We start from the raw sequence: 14,886 nt of genomic DNA on the forward strand, positions 1-14,886 counted from the left end.
AGCCCTGATCATTCAGCAGCGCAGCAACACGGAACCGACATGACCGACGCCCCCACCCTCTCGACCGATGTCGCCATCATCGGCGCCGGCCCCACCGGCCTGTTCGCGGCGTTCGAATGCGGCATGCTGAAGCTCGATTGCGTGCTGATCGACGCCCTGGACAGCATCGGCGGCCAGTGCGCGGCCCTCTATCCCGAAAAGCCGATCTACGACATCCCCGCCCATCCCGCGATCGAGGGCGGCGCCCTGATCGAGGCACTGGAGCAGCAGATCGCCCCCTTCGCCGTTCCCCGCCTGCTCGGCCGCCGGGTCGAGGGCCTGGACGGCCATCGCGGCGCCTTCACGCTGCGCACCGACAAGGGCGACGTCATCAGCGCCCGCGCCGTCATCATCGCCGCCGGCGCCGGCGCCTTCGGCCCCAACCGCCCGCCGCTGGCCGGGCTGGAGGGCTTCGAGGCCACGGGCGCGGTGCAATATTACGTCCGCCGCCGCGCCGACTTCACCGGCACCCGCATCGTGATCGCCGGCGGCGGCGATTCCGCCATCGACTGGGCCCTGGCCCTGAAGGACGAAGCCGAGAAGATCTTTCTGGTCCACCGCCGCGACCGTTTCCGCGCCGCGCCGGAAAGCCTGCACCAGCTCGACGAAGCCGTCGCCGCCGGCCGCATCGAGAAGATCGTCCCCTACCAGCTCCACGGCCTGCACGGCACGGAGGGCACGCTGCACGGCGTGGAGGTCGCCACGCTGGACGGCGATACCCGCATCCTGGAAGCCGACCGCCTGCTGCCCTTCTTCGGCCTGTCGACCGATCTCGGCCCGATCGCGCAGTGGGGCATCGATTCCATCCGCAGCACCATCCCCGTGGTGCCCTCAAGCTGCGAAACCTCGCTCCCCGGCGTCTTCGCCATCGGCGACGTCGCCACCTATCCCGGCAAGCTGAAACTGATCCTGCAAGGCTTCAGCGAGGGTGCCATGGCCGCCCACGCCATCCACCCCATCGTGCGGCCCGACACCGCGCTGCATTTTGAATACTCCACCAGCAAAGGCGTCCCCGACCGCGCCTGACCGTAAATGCGCGCTGGTGGCGATCCGGCGCGCATTCCCTGCGCTTCGGTGCTCACGGCCATCAAGGCCGCTCCGCTCCAATGCTCGGAAACGCACGACGGGCGTGGCCCTGCGGGCCACTCTCGCTCACCAGCCCACATTTCCGGCCAGGCGCTCGCAGAACCAGAAACGCGCGCTGGCGGCGATCCGGCGCGCATTCCCTGCGCTTCGGTGCTCACGGCCATCAAGGCCGCTCCGCTCCGATGCTCGGAAACGCACGACGGGCGTGGCCCTGCGGGCCACTCTCGCTCACCAGCCCACATTTACGGCCAGGCGCTCGCAGAACCGGAAACCCGCGCTGGCGGCGATCCGGCGCGCATTCCCTGCGCTTGGGGGCTCACGGCCATCAAGGCCGCTCCGCTCAGATGCTCAAAAACACACGACGGGCGCGGCCCTGCGAGCCGCTCTCGCTCACCAGCCCACATTTACGGCCAGGCGCTCGCAGAACCGGGAACGCGCGCTGGCGACGATCCGGCGCGCATTCCCTGCGCTTGGGGGCTCACGGCCATCAAGGCCGCTCCGCTCCGATGCTTGGAAACACACGACGGGCGCAGCACGCGGGCCGCTCTCGTTCACCAGCCCACATTTCCGGCCATGCTCTCCGTGGCAAGAGACCGCTTTGGAAGCCCGCTTGCGGCTGCCGGGATGCCCATCCCCTGCGCGCCCGAGCGGGTGGAATGCGCCCGGCACAATGGACATCGGCACGCTTAAATATTAAGTATTATTCTCAACTGAACCTGAAGTGCCGAACGGATCCGGGATGCGACTCAACGAACTGAAACTGGGGGGCAGCGCCATCATCGACCATGTGGAAGACCACACGGTCGGCGACCCGGTGGCCGAGCGGCTGCGTACCCTGGGTTTCGTACCCGGCGAACCGATCCGCATCGTGGCTGTCGGCCCGATCGGCGCCGACCCGATCGCGGTCGGCATCGGCTTCACCCGCTTCGCCCTGCGCCGCGCGGAAGCGGCGCGCGTGCTGCTCCGCGACGCGGCCTGATCGCCGGCCCCGTCGCATGAGCGTCCTCAACGCCGCCCTGGTCGGCAACCCGAACTGCGGCAAGACGGCGCTGTTCAATCTCCTCACCGGCAGCCGCCAGAAGGTGGCGAACTATGCCGGGGTCACGGTCGAGCGCAAGGTCGGGCGGCTGACCACCCCCAAGGGGCAGGCGGTGCGCCTGCTCGACCTGCCGGGCGCCTATAGCCTGGTCGCCACCAGCCCCGACGAAGCCGTCACGCGCGACGTCTGCGCCGGCACCTATCGCGGCGAACCCGCGCCCGAACTGCTGGTCTGCGTGGTAGACGCCACCAATCTGCGCCTGCATCTGCGCTTCGCGCTCGAGGTCCGGCAGATGGGCCGGCCGATGATCCTCGTGCTGAACATGATCGACGCGGCGAAGCGGCAAGGCATCGCAATCGACGTGCCCCGCCTGGAGGCCGAATTCGGCGCCCCCGTGGTCACGGCCGTCGGCATCCGCCGCGATGGCGGGCAGGAGGTCCTGCGCGCGCTCGACCTGCCGCCCCCGCCTCCGCCGCCTTCCATGCCGTCAGGCAGCGATTTCCACGCCGAGGCCCGCCGGATTCTCGCCGACTGCGTCACCCGCCCGTCACGGCTGGGCATGGCGCTGGAAGAGCGGCTGGACCGCTGGTTCCTTCACCCCGTCTGGGGCATGGTGATCCTGTTCGCGCTGATGTTCGTCATGTTCCAGGCGGTCTTCTCCTGGGCCCAGCCGGTGATGGACCTGCTGGATGCCGGCACGGCGGCCCTGGGCCAGGCGGTCGGCACCCTCCTGCCCGATGGCGCGTTGCGCAGCCTGATCGTCGACGGCGTCATCGCCGGCGCGGGCAGCGTGGTGGTGTTCCTGCCGCAGATCCTGATCCTGTTCCTGTGGATCCTGGCGCTGGAGGAATCCGGCTACCTTCCCCGCGCCGCCTTCCTGCTGGACAGGATCATGGCCACGGCGGGGCTGAGCGGCCGGTCGTTCATCCCCCTACTCTCCAGCTTCGCCTGCGCGGTCCCCGGCATCATGGCCACCCGCACGATCCAGAACCCGCGCGACCGGATGATCACGATCCTGATCGCCCCACTGATGACATGCTCCGCCCGGCTGCCGGTCTACACATTGCTGATCGCGGCCTTCGTGCCCGAGCGACGGGTCGCCGGCCTGTTCAACCTGCATGGCCTGGTGCTGTTCGCCCTCTATATGGCGGGCATTCTCAGCGCGCTGGTGGTGGCGCGGGTGCTGAAGAACCGCGACCGGCAGGAGGAGCACCCCCTGCTGCTGGAACTGCCGGCCTACCGCCTGCCCAACCCGCGCGACCTCGCCCTCGGCCTGAAGCAGCGGGCGGTGATCTTCCTGTCGCGCGTCGGCACCATCATCGTCACGGTCAGCGTGCTGCTGTGGGCACTCGCCAGCTTTCCCGCCCCGCCGGCCGGCGCCGCCGGGCCCGCGATCGAATGGAGCCTGGCCGGCCGCATCGGGCACTGGATGCTCTATGTCATGGCCCCGATCGGCTTCAACTGGCAGATCTGCGTCAGCCTGATCCCCGGCCTGGCGGCGCGCGAGGTCGCGGTCAGCGCCCTGGCCACCGTCTATTCCCTGGGCGCCACGGACAGCGACGCCGCCAACCAGCTCCAGCCCCTGCTGTCGGCGCACTGGAGCCTCGGCACGGCGCTGTCGCTGCTCACATGGTACATCTTCGCGCCACAATGTTTTTCGACCCTGGCGGTAATCCGGCGTGAAACCGGGTCCTGGCGTATGGTAGGCATAACGGCAGGCTATCTGTTCGCCATGGCCTACGGCGCCGCGTTCATCGTCTGGCGCATTTCGCTTCTTCTGGGTTGGGGGGGCAGTCCATGATCGAGACCGTCGTGGAAACCATCGTGATCGTCACCATCGTCACCGCGTCCGCGCTCTATTGGGTGCGCCGGCTGGTGCCCGCCAGCCAGGGCATGTTCTGGCGCACCAGCGCCGACATGCTGCGCATGATCCACGCCCCGCGCCCCCTCCGCGACCGGGCAACGCAACGCGCCCGGCAGACCGAAAAGCGCCCCACCGGCTGCGGTGCTTGCACCAAATGCGGCGATGGCGGCGGCTGCCACTAAGCAGCCGCCTTACTCCCCCTGACCCCATTGTCCGGGGCAGCCTCTCGCGCCAGCCTCAGTTCAAACCGACATCGACACCGGCAAAGATGCCGAATCCGTCTCCGACCAGTTCGGCAGCGGCATCCCCGTTCGTCGACGTGTAGACGGGGACGACACCCATCGCATAATGCTTGTTGGCAAGATTATGGAACTGAAGATAGACGCGACGGTCCTTCTTCGGCCAGAGATACCCGAGCGTATAGCTATAGATATGATACGGCGCCGTCCTCGCCCCATTGTCGTAGGATGCGACGATAGACGACGCGGCTTCGACATCGAATGTCGTATAGAAGCCGTTCTTGAAGTCCGCGTGCAGTTCTCCCTGGTAATAATGCTCCGGCACACCGGGCAGGCGATTATGACCGAAGACCGGGTCATGATTGTAATGGAAATCCGACCAGGTATAGGATTGCATATAGGTAATGGCGTTCCCGTTCCATTTGAACAGCGTGCCATTTATGCCCGCTTCGACACCCTGATGGGTCGTGCGCGAGGCATTGGTGAAGACCGCACTGTTATAAAGCTGCGAGACCGCCGTAACCGCCGAAAGAAGTTCGTTATGCACGGCCGAATGGTAGTAGGAGACGCTCCAGTGCTGGCCCTTGTAGGTTCCCTCCGAGCCGACCTCGAAAGTCGTCGCGGTCTGCGGCTCCAGCTTCTGCCAGCCCTCGGTCTGCCCCTGCGCAAGCCCGGAGGTGTAATGCGTGCCTGAAAGGAACTGCCAGTCCTGCGCGGACTGAACGCTGCGGCTCACATTGCCGTAAAGACGGATCTCCGGCGTAAGCTGATAACGGAATCCCCCACGCGGCGCAAAATTCAGCGGCGCCGTGCTGAAATGGTTCTGAACCGGATAGACCACCGATCCGGAACGCGGATCGTAGCTTAGTCCCCCACCGGCCGTCAGCCAGAAATTCCTGAAAATTTCGGTATTATTGCTGATATGGAACAGCGTGCTGCTGCCACCCAGCTTCTGCTTGGTCAGAAGCGTGCCCACCGGCACGCCGGGATAGGCGGCCTGGCGACGAACCAGGTTCATGAAGTTGCTTCCCGGCAAGTCACCTGTCGCGTAAATGCCGGCGGTGGTCTCGGACTTATGGCCCAGTATCGTGTCGTTCCGCGTATAGTTTATGACACCGCTCAGATAGAAGTTATTATAGATCGAGGCGGTATTGCCCAACTGATGATCCATCGGCGCATCGATATAGGTAGCCCCGATCATGACGCGGGAGGCATCGTCGATATGGATGGTCGTCCTGTTTCCATAATACTTCGTTCCGGGCTCGATCGTGTAGGTTCCCCAGGTATTGTAGGGATATTGAGCCTGCTTCGGATTCTCCCTGACCTGGGCGCGCGTCAGATAATAGGGATTGCCCTCGTAGGTCTGGCGATAGCGGAAGAAGAAACGCGTATCGACCGAATCGTTGAAACGGTAACCGTAATTGAAATTGATGCCGAACGAAGTCGCCTTCGTCTGGTCCTGGTAGCCACTGCGGTATGAATTCGTGACACTGATATAGTAATCCGACTTGCCGATAACCTTGCCGGACGAAAGCTGCTCCTTCACATAGCCGAAGCTGCCCGCTTCGACGCGCGCCTGATAGGTCTTCGCGTCATAGCCGGTGAAACTATGGAAATTGATCAGGCCGCCAAGCTGAAGCGAGCCACTGTCGAGCCCGTTCCCGCCACGCAATACCTCCGTGTACTGGATGCCCAGCGGTTCCATGAGTTCGTTGAACGAGCCGATGGGCGTGGTCGCCGGCAAGTCGTCGAACAGCACGATGACACCGGCGCGCGTGGCGTTCGCCCCGACCTGGAGGCCAGACCCGCGAATGGACAGGCGAAGATCGTCCGAACCGGCCGGGGCCTGCGCATACACGCCGGGCTGATAGCTCAGCAGATCGGCGGACGTCGCGTTGCGCTGCTTCAGCACCATCTTCGAATCGATGATGTTGGTCCCACCGGGAATCGAGAGAAGCTGCGCGCCTGCCCGGCGGATCGGGGCCAGACGGGCAGCCGTCACATTCACCTTTTCCGCGTCCGAGGCACTGGCGCCCCCCATATACATGCCGCCCATGTCGTCATCCGCGGCATTCGCGGCTTTCGCGGCACCCGCCGGCCCGGCCTTGCCCGAGGCCGCCGTCGTCGCGGGCTTCTGCGCCACGGCCTTCGCCGAAGCCGCGTTCATCGCATGATGACGATGGCTGGTCGCATCCGTCGACTGCGCACGGGCAACGTCGAGGCTTTCGAACGATACCGAACCCAGCAGCAGCGTGGCCAATGATGTCGTCACCACATTTTTCATGGCGCCGTAACGGGTCCTGTCCTGATAAGGCATAATCTGTCCTGTTCGTAACATTTTCGTCTTTTTCTCTATTCTTTCCACCTGAAGGACAGCCGACATCGGCCCGATCGCCGGGCACCGCGCAAAAGGATTCTGCTCACCGTGCAAATTCCTCGCCGTGCCCAAGCGCGATCAGAATCTCCCGCCGACGCGCGATAAAAGCCGGATCATCGCGAAAGCGCGGAAACGGCAAGCCATTATCGACGTCGCGGATGATCCGGGCAGGACGGGGCGAAAACACCAGAACCCGGGTCGCCAGCAGCAACGCTTCCTCCACGTCATGCGTCACCAGAATCGTCGTGAAGGCATGGCGCCGCGCCAGCGCCAGCAATTCCTCCTGCATCGTCATGCGGGTCAGCGAATCCAGCTTGCCGAAAGGCTCGTCGAGCAGCAGCACGCGCGGATGATTGACCAGCACCCGCGCAAACGCTGCGCGCTGCGCCATGCCGCCGGAGAGTTCATGCGGATAGGCCCCGGCAAAATCGGCCAGCCCCACCATCCGCAGGGCCTGCCGCACGCGCTCCTGCCCGTCACCGATCCCCCGTGCCTCAAGCCCGTAGGCGACATTGGCCGCCACCGTCCGCCACGGCAGCAGCAGCGGGTCCTGGAACACCAGCAACCGGCTGGGGTCCGGCCCGACGACACGCACATGATCCACCCCGATCCGCCCGGCACGCGGCACGCCCAGCCCGGCAATCAGGCGCAGCAGGGTCGACTTCCCGCACCCGCTCGGCCCCAGCAGCGCCACGGTCTCGCCGGCCGGCACGTCGAAGGTCACATCGTCAAGAACCGGCAAAGCCCGCGCCGCGTCGCCAAAAGCATGCGAGACCGCCCGCACCTGCACCGACGCCCCGGCCAGGCCATTGTCCGCCACGGCGCCTTCCACCATGGCCGTCACCATTGAACCGTCTCCCGGTTCCAGCGCAGCGCACGGCGACGCACTGCAAACAAGGCCGCCGTCACGCCTGAAAACAGGACCGACATCACCGCCAGCGCCGCATAGAGATTGGCGTAGGCCGCCCATCCCTGCGCCCATTGCAGGTACCAGCCCAGTCCCGCCTTCGCCCCCAGCATCTCGGCCACGATCAGGACGATGAACGAGCCCCCCAGCCCCATGAACAGGCCGACGAACACATGCGGCAGGGTCGCGGGAATCACGATGGTCCGGATCAGGAACCCCTCGGACGCACCCAGCGTCCGCCCGACATCGTACAGCCGGGAATCCACCAGCGTCACACCCGATGCCGTCAGCACGGCAACCGGAAACGCCGTCGCCAGCGCGATCAGGAAGATGCTCGCGGCCGAAATCGTCGGAAACACGAACAGGGCGATCGGCAACCACGCAATGGCCGGCAAAGGCCCCAGCAGCCGAATGACCGGATGCCCCCAATACCGCGCCTCCGGCGACCACCCCATCGCAAGTCCCGCCAGAAACCCCGTCACCGCGCCCAGCCCGAAACCCGGAACCAGGATCAGCAACGAACTGAAGACACTCTGCGCCAGCCGCCCGGAATCGACCCGATAGACATCCAGCACCGCCTGCGGCGACGGAAAGAACGGCAGAGGCAGCCACCCCGTCTTGGCGGTCACGATCTCCCACAGCGCCACCGCCCCACCCAGCGCGGCAACACGCCGCCCGTGATAAGCCAGCGGCGCGAACCAGCCGGCCTGCCCGAACAGCACGGACAGACCGGACAGGATTGCAATCACGACCGCGCCTTCCACCAGCGGCCGCCCGGCAGGTGCCCGCACCAGGTCGGGCAGCAACGCCGTCACGGCAGCCGCCACCACCCATGCCACCGTGCTGACAACCCCTGGCCACCACGGGCGAAAGACAGAACCCACGGCAATCGGCGCGACTGCGCCCACGGCCGATCCAGCCACGTCAGACATGCGCCGCCTCCCCTCTCGTCACGTCATCGACAATGCCGCGCGCGAACGCCTCCGGGTCGAGATCGGCACTCATCACGCCAATGGTCTTGAGCTGCGCCGCGTAGAACGCCACCTCGGCCGCCAGATCGTGCCCCAGCGGATGCATGTGATGCGTCTGCATCCGCAGCACGGCAGCGATATCCTCGACCGGCGCCTTGACCGCGCCGTATTGCGCGAAGGCCCGCGCCACCTGCATCGGGTCGGCGGCGCAGATTTCCGACGCCTGCACCATGGCATCGACCAGCGCCAGCACGGCCGGCCGATCGCGCCGCAGCAGCGTATTGCTCGCCGCCACCACGCAGCACACCCGCCCCTGCCAGGGCGCCGACAGGTTCGAGAGGATCTCGACCAGATCCCCGCCCGAGCGCCGTTGCGCCAGATACATCAGCGGATCGGAATCGGCGTAGGCCTGGATATCGCCCTTCATCAACGCCGCTTCCAGCAGCGGCGCCGGATAGACCCGCCACGCCACATCCCGAAGCGGATCAACGCCATTACTCTTCAGCAGCAGCGCGAAGGTGTTGTAGGCAAAGCCGGTCGCATCCGCGATGCCGATGGTCTTGCCCCGCACGCTGGCGATATCGTCCGTCACCCCCGCGCGGCGCGAGCCGACCATGCGCATGCAGCCGCCATGCGTGCCCGCCACCAGCTTCAGGTCGAACCCCTGTTCCAGCGGCCGCATGAACTGCATGATCATGCCGGCGCCCAGATCGACCTTTCCGGTCGCCACCGCTTCCAGCAGGCTCGGCGTATCGGTCCAGTTGGTAAACTCGACCTTCAGCCCACGGTCGCGATACAGCCCGATCTGCTCAGCCAGGATCAGCGGCGCCACGCAGGGCGCATTCACCGGCAGCGACAGCCGCACGATGCGCAGCCCGTCCGCCGTGCGCGGCAGCGGCCGCGCGCCCGAATGCCGGGCCGCCAGCAGAGTGCCACCGACCATACTGGCCAGCCCCCCCAGCACAACGGCCCGCCGCCCCCAGCGCACGCCCGGTTCAGGCTGCGGCGGCTCGCGGATATCGTCGAACCCGGGATCATCCGATGGATTGGACATGGCGCGCCTCAGCTCCAGGGATGCAGCGGCGGCCGGCGGCCATTGAGGTAATAATCCCCGACGATCGCGTATTTCCACCGCACCGGATCATGCAGCGTGTGCACCCGCGCATTGCGCCAGAACCGGTCCAGTCCCAGCGCGCGATCGGTCGATGCCGTACCCGCCAGTTCGAACAGGCGGTTCGTGCTCTCGATCGCGATCTCGGTCGTCAGGATCTTCGACTCCGCCACCGCGATCTGCGCGGCCGCCACCGAATCCGGGCTTGGCGCCTCCACCGCCCGGTCGATCGCCCGCCCAGCCACATCCAGCAGCGCCTTCGCCGCGCTCAGCCGCACATGCAGCCCGCCAAGCGCATGGATCGTATAAGGATCATCGCTCGCCCGCTCGGCCGCACTGTCGATCCATGCGCGCGCCCGTGTCCGCACGAAGCGCTCGGTCTCCGCAATCGCCGCCTCCGCCAGCCCGGCATCGATCGCCGACTGGATGAATTGCGAAATGGCGCTATCCGCCGTCGGATTTTCCGGAAGATAAGCCTTCCATGCCGCGACCAGCCGCCACTCCGGCACCCGCACATTCTCGACCAGCACCTTGCCGCTGCCGGTGCCGCGCTGGCCGAACGCCGCCCAGTCATTGATAACGGTCAGTCCCGGCGCCGCCCGATCGGCAATGGCAAGCCAGCTTCGCCCCTCATCGTCCAACGCCACGATCTGCACCAGATCGGCCGCAAGCGCCCCGCTGGCATAATGCTTGACGCCGTTGACGACCACATCCCGCCCATCCCGCACGAAACGGGTCTTCAGGTCGCCCACGGTGCGCGTGCCGGTCTCGGAAAACGCATTGCCAAAGCGCTTGCCCGCCAGAATTTCGGCGAACAGATCCGCCTTCTGCGCCTCGGTGCCGGTGGAGCGGATAACCGCCACCGTGGCCAGATGGTTCTGCGTCAACTGCCCGATCGAGGAATCCGCCGCCGAAATCAGCCGAATGACGTGCCCGACCGTCACATACGATACATCGGCACCGCCATAAGCGCGCGGCACGGTGATCCCCCACAGGCCGGAGGCGGAATAGAGATCCAGTTCCACGGAAGGAAACAGGTCCCGGCGATCACGTTCCACCGCGCCTTCCGCGATCCGCGCCGCGATATCCCGCGCCACCGCGATCGCCTCTTCATCGTCGCGGATCACATGCGCCGCGGGCCGGGCGGCCGGCGCGGGAACCACGCCGCCGTCACCAACAACGAGAGTGCTCATGATGAGTGTCCATATTCTGGGGCGTCTGCCCGGAATTCAGGGAGCCAGGATCCTCTGCCCGGCCTTGCGGCGAACCAGTTCGCCATGCGGCGCGTGAATGCGGCCGCACAATGCATCCCGATGACATCGCTCCAGCGGATTGCGCGCGCTCAGCCCCGCATTGCCCGCCAAAGACAGCAGATGCAGCGTCAGATCCGCCGCTCCGTCGATCACCCGGGCCTTGATCACCGCCGCGCCACGATCGGCCGCCTCGGCCCGCCCGGCGGCAACGTCATCGGCATACAGGTCGAGAAGCATGCGGTTCTCATCCAGCGCCAGCACCACCCTGCCGACCGCATCCTGAACCGAAGGCAGCGTCGCCAGCGGCTGACCGAGATTCGACGGAACCCGCTCCCGCAGAAAGCCCACCGTCCAGTCCAGGCCACCGCGCACGATCCCGTCATACAGCGCCCCCAGCAGGCCGGTATTCCACCGCATCATGCCGCTCAGCACCGGATGCCGGGCGCCCCCCTCAACCAGGTCCGTAACATCGCCGGCAGGAACGGCAACATCACGGAACTCGACCTCATGACTATGCGTCGCCCGCATGCCGATATGATCCCAGTTGCGATGCACGATCACCCCATCCGCCCGCGCCGGCACCAGGAACAATCCCACGCGCGGATCGGCCTCGTCGGTCCGGGCCCGCACCAGCAGCCATGAGAGTGCGGGAATACCCGTCACATAGGCCTTGCGCCCCGAAATCTGCCATCCGTCCGCCGTGGCGGTGGCTACGGTCTCGGGCAGGCCGCCATAGGAGGCCGAGCCCAGATCGGGCTCCGCCAGCGCGGCATTGATCAACCCCGGCTGCCGGACATTCTCCCCTTCGAGCCGGGCCGCCAGCGCCTCGGGCCAACCCGCCCGCGCCGCGATCGTCGCATGGACCATGTAATGATTCACGATCACCAGCGCGACGGACGGATCCCCCTGCGCCAGAGTGCCGACGACCGCCTGCGCCGTCGCCAGCGACCCGCCGAGCCCCCCCGCATCGGCGCGGCTGGGCAGCGCCATCAGGCCGGATTCACTGAAATCGCCAATATCATCGAACGGAAAATCGGCATCCCGATCATGCGCGGCAGCCCGGCCCGCGAAGAGACCACGCAACGCGGCCGCCCGCGCCAGAATATCGTCCCGGCGCGCGCCACCGGCAAACGCCCCATTCTCCTCATGAGAGACGACAACGCGAGATGCTGGGATCGAAATCATAAGGCTACCCGTCACACTCATTCCGCGCGATCGCACAAATCACGCCCATATACGTTGAAATTAAATTCAATGATCATGACGTAACGTATATAAATCATTCAATCAATATATAACGTTTAATTTGGCGCGAAAAATACGCGCCGCTTACATATATACTCCATTTTTATAGTGAATTATTCCCCTGCGAATGCAGGCCGGACGCGACAGCCCGCCTGCATTCCCGAACAAAGCGGCGTTGTCAGCCGCCCGCCGCCACCCCCAGAACGCGCGCGCAGAACGCACGCCCAGCGCGCATATCCGGCCAGCCCCTTATGCCGACACCCTGCCGGCCGCCGCGTTCTGGCGCTTCAACCCCTCGAAATAGGGCGTCCATAGCCGCGTACCATTCAGCGCCAGGTCTCCAAGCTCCCTCTGGCGCTGCGCGGCGGGGTTGTGCGACGCCAGAACGCGGGCATTGCGCCAGTGCCGGTCATAGCGCCGCGTCTCGCTGGTGGCGGACGCGCCGCCGACCTCGAACAGCAGCGTCGCCGCCTCCAGCGTCTGCCCCACGATGATCTGCTGGGCCTTGAACGCAACTTCCTGCGCCGTCTCGATCGCCGGATGGCCTGTCTCTCCCCGCTCCCAGAACGGCTCGGCCACCGCCAGCGCATCAGAGACCGTATCGACCAGCGCCGCCGTCGAGAATGCGAGGGCCGACAGCCGCCCCACCACGCCCTGCACCACCGGATCATCCCTCTGGATCACCTTGCCCGGCACGCCGAACAGCCGGGTGCGGGGCCGCACGAATTCCAGCGCATCCCGCAGCACGGCCTGCGCGATGCCGGCCAGCGCCGTATTATGGAATTGCTGGTAATAAGCGCCCAGATAATCGGGCGCCGGCAGTTCCGTCAGAGGCGTCTGGTCCAGGATCTGGGCCGCAGGCACCGCCACATGGTCGAAGATCGTGGTCCCGCTGCCCGTCAGGCGCTGGCCGAACCCATCCCAGTCATCAAGCCGCGTCACACCGGGGCTGTCGGCCCGCACGGCGGCATGAACGCGCGCGGTCTCGTTGATCGCCCACACCACGATCCAGTCCGCATAGAGCGTGCCGGTGGAATAATATTTCGTCCCATCCAGAACCCACCCTTCCGGCGTTTCGCGCAGGGTCGTCCTGATCGCCGTCTCGTCGCTCCGCTCGGCCATCGCCGCGCCGAACAGCGCGCCGTCATTGATCACGTCGAACCAGCGACCCGACTCCGCCGCCTTCTGCCGCCGCCCCTCGATAAAGGCAAAATGGGCGCGCACGATCTGCGGGATGTTGGAATCCGCCGCCGCCAGCGTGCGCAGCAGCGCAAACGACTCCCGCAGCGACGCCCCCAGCCCGCCGGCATCCCCGGGGACACGCAGCCGCCCGAAACCGGCCGCCAGCAAGGCACGCACGGGCTCGCGCGCCAGTTCCCTGTGCTGCTCCCGCTCCACCGCCCCCGCCGCGATCCCGGCAAAAAGCGGCGCGAAACGCGCTTCGAGCGACGGCGCGCGCGCCGCCTCGGATGATGACTGATTCATGTCAAAAATCACCATTTAAAAATGTTATTTTATGAATCGTAATTCACGTACGGATCGTTGTATAGTCCGTTTTATATTCACTCATAATTTAGTGAATAATATCCCCACGCCCCCCCCCCCGCAGAAGAAGCGGCCATGCCTATCGTTCCGCCACCCAAAAGAAAGAGATGCCACCGGGCCCGCGACAGGGCATCATCGGCAACAATGATCCCTCCCGCTGGAGCAAGACAGCATGACCGGCTCGATCGCCGCCTTTATCGACGCGCTGCCCAAGGCGGAACTGCATGTGCATCTGGAAGGCACGCTGGAAGCATCGCTCAAGATGGAACTGGCCCGGCGCAACGACCACCCGCTGAAGGAAAGCAGCGAAGAGGCCATCCGTGCCGGCTACACCTATCACGACCTCCTGTCCTTCCTGAACCTCTATTACGAAGGCGTCGAACTTCTCGTAACGGAGCAGGATTTTTACGATCTCTGCTATCAGTATCTGAAAAAGTCCGCGTCCCAGAACGTCCTGTATACCGAGATGTTCTTCGACCCGCAGCTTCACACCCGCCGGGGCATCCCCTTCGCCACGGTCATCACCGGCATCACCCGCGCCCGCAAGGCCGCCGAGCGCGATTTCGGCATCCGCTCGCAACTGATCATGTGCTTCGTGCGCGAGATGAGCGCGGACTCCGCCGATGAAACCTTCACCCAGGCCCTGCCCTATCTCGCCGACATCGTCGGCGTCGGGCTCGATTCCTACGAGACCGGCAATCCGCCCGCGAAGTTCGCCCATGTCTTCGCCCGCGCCCGCGCGGCCGGCCTGCATCTGACCATGCATTGCGACCTGGACCAGGAAAACACCCACGAACATATCCGCCAGGCGCTCGACGACCTCGCCAGCGAGCGGATCGACCACGGGCTGAACGTGCTGGACCGCCCCGAACTGATCGCCCGCGCCCGCGAGCGCGATATCGTCTTCACCATCTGCCCATCCCCCAACGACGTCATCCGGCCAGGCTGCGGCCGGCGCGACCTGCGCGGCATGCTAAACGCGGGATTGCGGATCACCATCAATTCCGACGATCCGGGCTACATGAACAGCGCCTACATGACCGAATGCCTGCGCAGCGCCCAGCAAACCGCCGATCTGACGCGGGCGGAACTGCTGGCCATCAGCCGCAACGCCTTCGCATCCGCCTGGATTTCCGACGCCGAACGCCAAATTTATCTCGAAGCACTGGACCGTTTCGCAGCCCTCCACCCCGAAGAAGCCTGATTGCCT

Annotated in this window: 12 protein-coding genes; 5 read left to right on the forward strand and 7 right to left on the reverse strand. The window is 65.6% G+C overall.

Going from position 1 to position 14,886, the window contains the following annotated elements; all coding sequences use genetic code 11:
• The first annotated feature begins 39 nt into the window (after window positions 1–39).
• The 4 genes from ACMAUO_RS14150 to ACMAUO_RS14165 all read left to right on the forward strand — a co-directional run bounded on the left by ACMAUO_RS14150 (window position 40) and on the right by ACMAUO_RS14165 (window position 4,210).
• Complete coding sequence (locus tag ACMAUO_RS14150; RefSeq protein WP_420357623.1) at window positions 40–1,065, forward strand: NAD(P)/FAD-dependent oxidoreductase; 1,026 nt, start codon at window positions 40–42, stop codon at window positions 1,063–1,065.
• 799 nt (window positions 1,066–1,864) lie between these two features.
• Window positions 1,865–2,104: a FeoA family protein gene (locus tag ACMAUO_RS14155; RefSeq protein ID WP_420357624.1), complete on the forward strand. Its 240-nt coding sequence runs from the start codon at window positions 1,865–1,867 to the stop codon at window positions 2,102–2,104.
• Window positions 2,105–2,120: 16 nt separating this feature from the next.
• Window positions 2,121–3,965, forward strand: a complete 1,845-nt coding sequence (gene feoB, locus ACMAUO_RS14160; protein ID WP_420357625.1) for a ferrous iron transport protein B — start codon at window positions 2,121–2,123, stop codon at window positions 3,963–3,965.
• Window positions 3,962–4,210: a DUF6587 family protein gene (locus ACMAUO_RS14165; RefSeq protein WP_420357626.1), complete on the forward strand. Its 249-nt coding sequence runs from the start codon at window positions 3,962–3,964 to the stop codon at window positions 4,208–4,210. Before feoB ends, ACMAUO_RS14165 begins: the two co-directional genes overlap by 4 nt.
• 55 nt (window positions 4,211–4,265) lie before the next feature.
• Here ACMAUO_RS14165 and ACMAUO_RS14170 read toward each other — a convergent pair whose 3' ends face one another.
• The 7 genes from ACMAUO_RS14170 to ACMAUO_RS14200 all read right to left on the reverse strand — a co-directional run bounded on the left by ACMAUO_RS14170 (window position 4,266) and on the right by ACMAUO_RS14200 (window position 13,616).
• Window positions 4,266–6,434, reverse strand: coding sequence for a TonB-dependent receptor family protein (locus ACMAUO_RS14170; RefSeq protein ID WP_420358273.1), 2,169 nt, complete (start codon window positions 6,432–6,434; stop codon window positions 4,266–4,268).
• A gap of 253 nt (window positions 6,435–6,687) precedes the next feature.
• Window positions 6,688–7,491: an ABC transporter ATP-binding protein gene (locus ACMAUO_RS14175; protein WP_420357627.1), complete on the reverse strand. Its 804-nt coding sequence runs from the start codon at window positions 7,489–7,491 to the stop codon at window positions 6,688–6,690.
• Window positions 7,485–8,483 (reverse strand): ABC transporter permease, encoded by a 999-nt coding sequence (locus ACMAUO_RS14180; RefSeq protein ID WP_420357628.1) that lies wholly within the window; start codon window positions 8,481–8,483, stop codon window positions 7,485–7,487. The genes ACMAUO_RS14175 and ACMAUO_RS14180 overlap by 7 nt, the downstream gene beginning before the upstream one ends.
• Complete coding sequence (locus ACMAUO_RS14185; protein WP_420357629.1) at window positions 8,476–9,576, reverse strand: ABC transporter substrate-binding protein; 1,101 nt, start codon at window positions 9,574–9,576, stop codon at window positions 8,476–8,478. Before ACMAUO_RS14185 ends, ACMAUO_RS14180 begins: the two co-directional genes overlap by 8 nt.
• Before the next feature lie 8 nt (window positions 9,577–9,584).
• On the reverse strand, window positions 9,585–10,826 hold the full coding sequence (locus tag ACMAUO_RS14190) for an SfnB family sulfur acquisition oxidoreductase (RefSeq protein WP_420357630.1): 1,242 nt from the start codon (window positions 10,824–10,826) through the stop codon (window positions 9,585–9,587).
• Between the two features lie 36 nt (window positions 10,827–10,862).
• Window positions 10,863–12,071: an acyl-CoA dehydrogenase family protein gene (locus tag ACMAUO_RS14195; protein WP_420357631.1), complete on the reverse strand. Its 1,209-nt coding sequence runs from the start codon at window positions 12,069–12,071 to the stop codon at window positions 10,863–10,865.
• 309 nt (window positions 12,072–12,380) lie between these two features.
• Window positions 12,381–13,616 carry an acyl-CoA dehydrogenase family protein gene (locus ACMAUO_RS14200; protein WP_420357632.1) on the reverse strand — a complete coding sequence of 412 codons (1,236 nt, stop codon included), beginning with the start codon at window positions 13,614–13,616 and terminating at the stop codon, window positions 12,381–12,383.
• Between the two features lie 232 nt (window positions 13,617–13,848).
• On the opposite strand from ACMAUO_RS14200, the gene add reads away from it, so the two are divergent.
• The gene (gene add, locus ACMAUO_RS14205; protein WP_420357633.1) at window positions 13,849–14,880 is read left to right on the forward strand and encodes an adenosine deaminase; all 1,032 of its coding nucleotides are present in this window, start codon (window positions 13,849–13,851) and stop codon (window positions 14,878–14,880) included.
• Window positions 14,881–14,886: the final 6 nt, after the last annotated feature.

Origin of the sequence: Gluconacetobacter brunescens (assembly GCF_048695475.1) — a bacterium.
In the GTDB taxonomy this organism is placed as follows: domain Bacteria; phylum Pseudomonadota; class Alphaproteobacteria; order Acetobacterales; family Acetobacteraceae; genus Gluconacetobacter.

What these genes read in the sequence shown, in the direction of transcription:
- ACMAUO_RS14180 (WP_420357628.1), bottom strand. Translation starts at nt 8,483, where the DNA reads ATGTCTGACGTGGCTGGATCGGCCGTGGGCGCAGTCGCGCCGATTGCC.
- ACMAUO_RS14185 (WP_420357629.1), bottom strand. Translation starts at nt 9,576, where the DNA reads ATGTCCAATCCATCGGATGATCCCGGGTTCGACGATATCCGCGAGCCG.
- ACMAUO_RS14155 (WP_420357624.1), top strand. Translation starts at nt 1,865, where the DNA reads ATGCGACTCAACGAACTGAAACTGGGGGGCAGCGCCATCATCGACCAT.
- feoB (WP_420357625.1), top strand. Translation starts at nt 2,121, where the DNA reads ATGAGCGTCCTCAACGCCGCCCTGGTCGGCAACCCGAACTGCGGCAAG.
- add (WP_420357633.1), top strand. Translation starts at nt 13,849, where the DNA reads ATGACCGGCTCGATCGCCGCCTTTATCGACGCGCTGCCCAAGGCGGAA.
- ACMAUO_RS14175 (WP_420357627.1), bottom strand. Translation starts at nt 7,491, where the DNA reads ATGGTGACGGCCATGGTGGAAGGCGCCGTGGCGGACAATGGCCTGGCC.
- ACMAUO_RS14165 (WP_420357626.1), top strand. Translation starts at nt 3,962, where the DNA reads ATGATCGAGACCGTCGTGGAAACCATCGTGATCGTCACCATCGTCACC.
- ACMAUO_RS14200 (WP_420357632.1), bottom strand. Translation starts at nt 13,616, where the DNA reads ATGAATCAGTCATCATCCGAGGCGGCGCGCGCGCCGTCGCTCGAAGCG.
- ACMAUO_RS14150 (WP_420357623.1), top strand. Translation starts at nt 40, where the DNA reads ATGACCGACGCCCCCACCCTCTCGACCGATGTCGCCATCATCGGCGCC.
- ACMAUO_RS14190 (WP_420357630.1), bottom strand. Translation starts at nt 10,826, where the DNA reads ATGAGCACTCTCGTTGTTGGTGACGGCGGCGTGGTTCCCGCGCCGGCC.
- ACMAUO_RS14195 (WP_420357631.1), bottom strand. Translation starts at nt 12,071, where the DNA reads ATGATTTCGATCCCAGCATCTCGCGTTGTCGTCTCTCATGAGGAGAAT.
- ACMAUO_RS14170 (WP_420358273.1), bottom strand. Translation starts at nt 6,434, where the DNA reads ATGAACGCGGCTTCGGCGAAGGCCGTGGCGCAGAAGCCCGCGACGACG.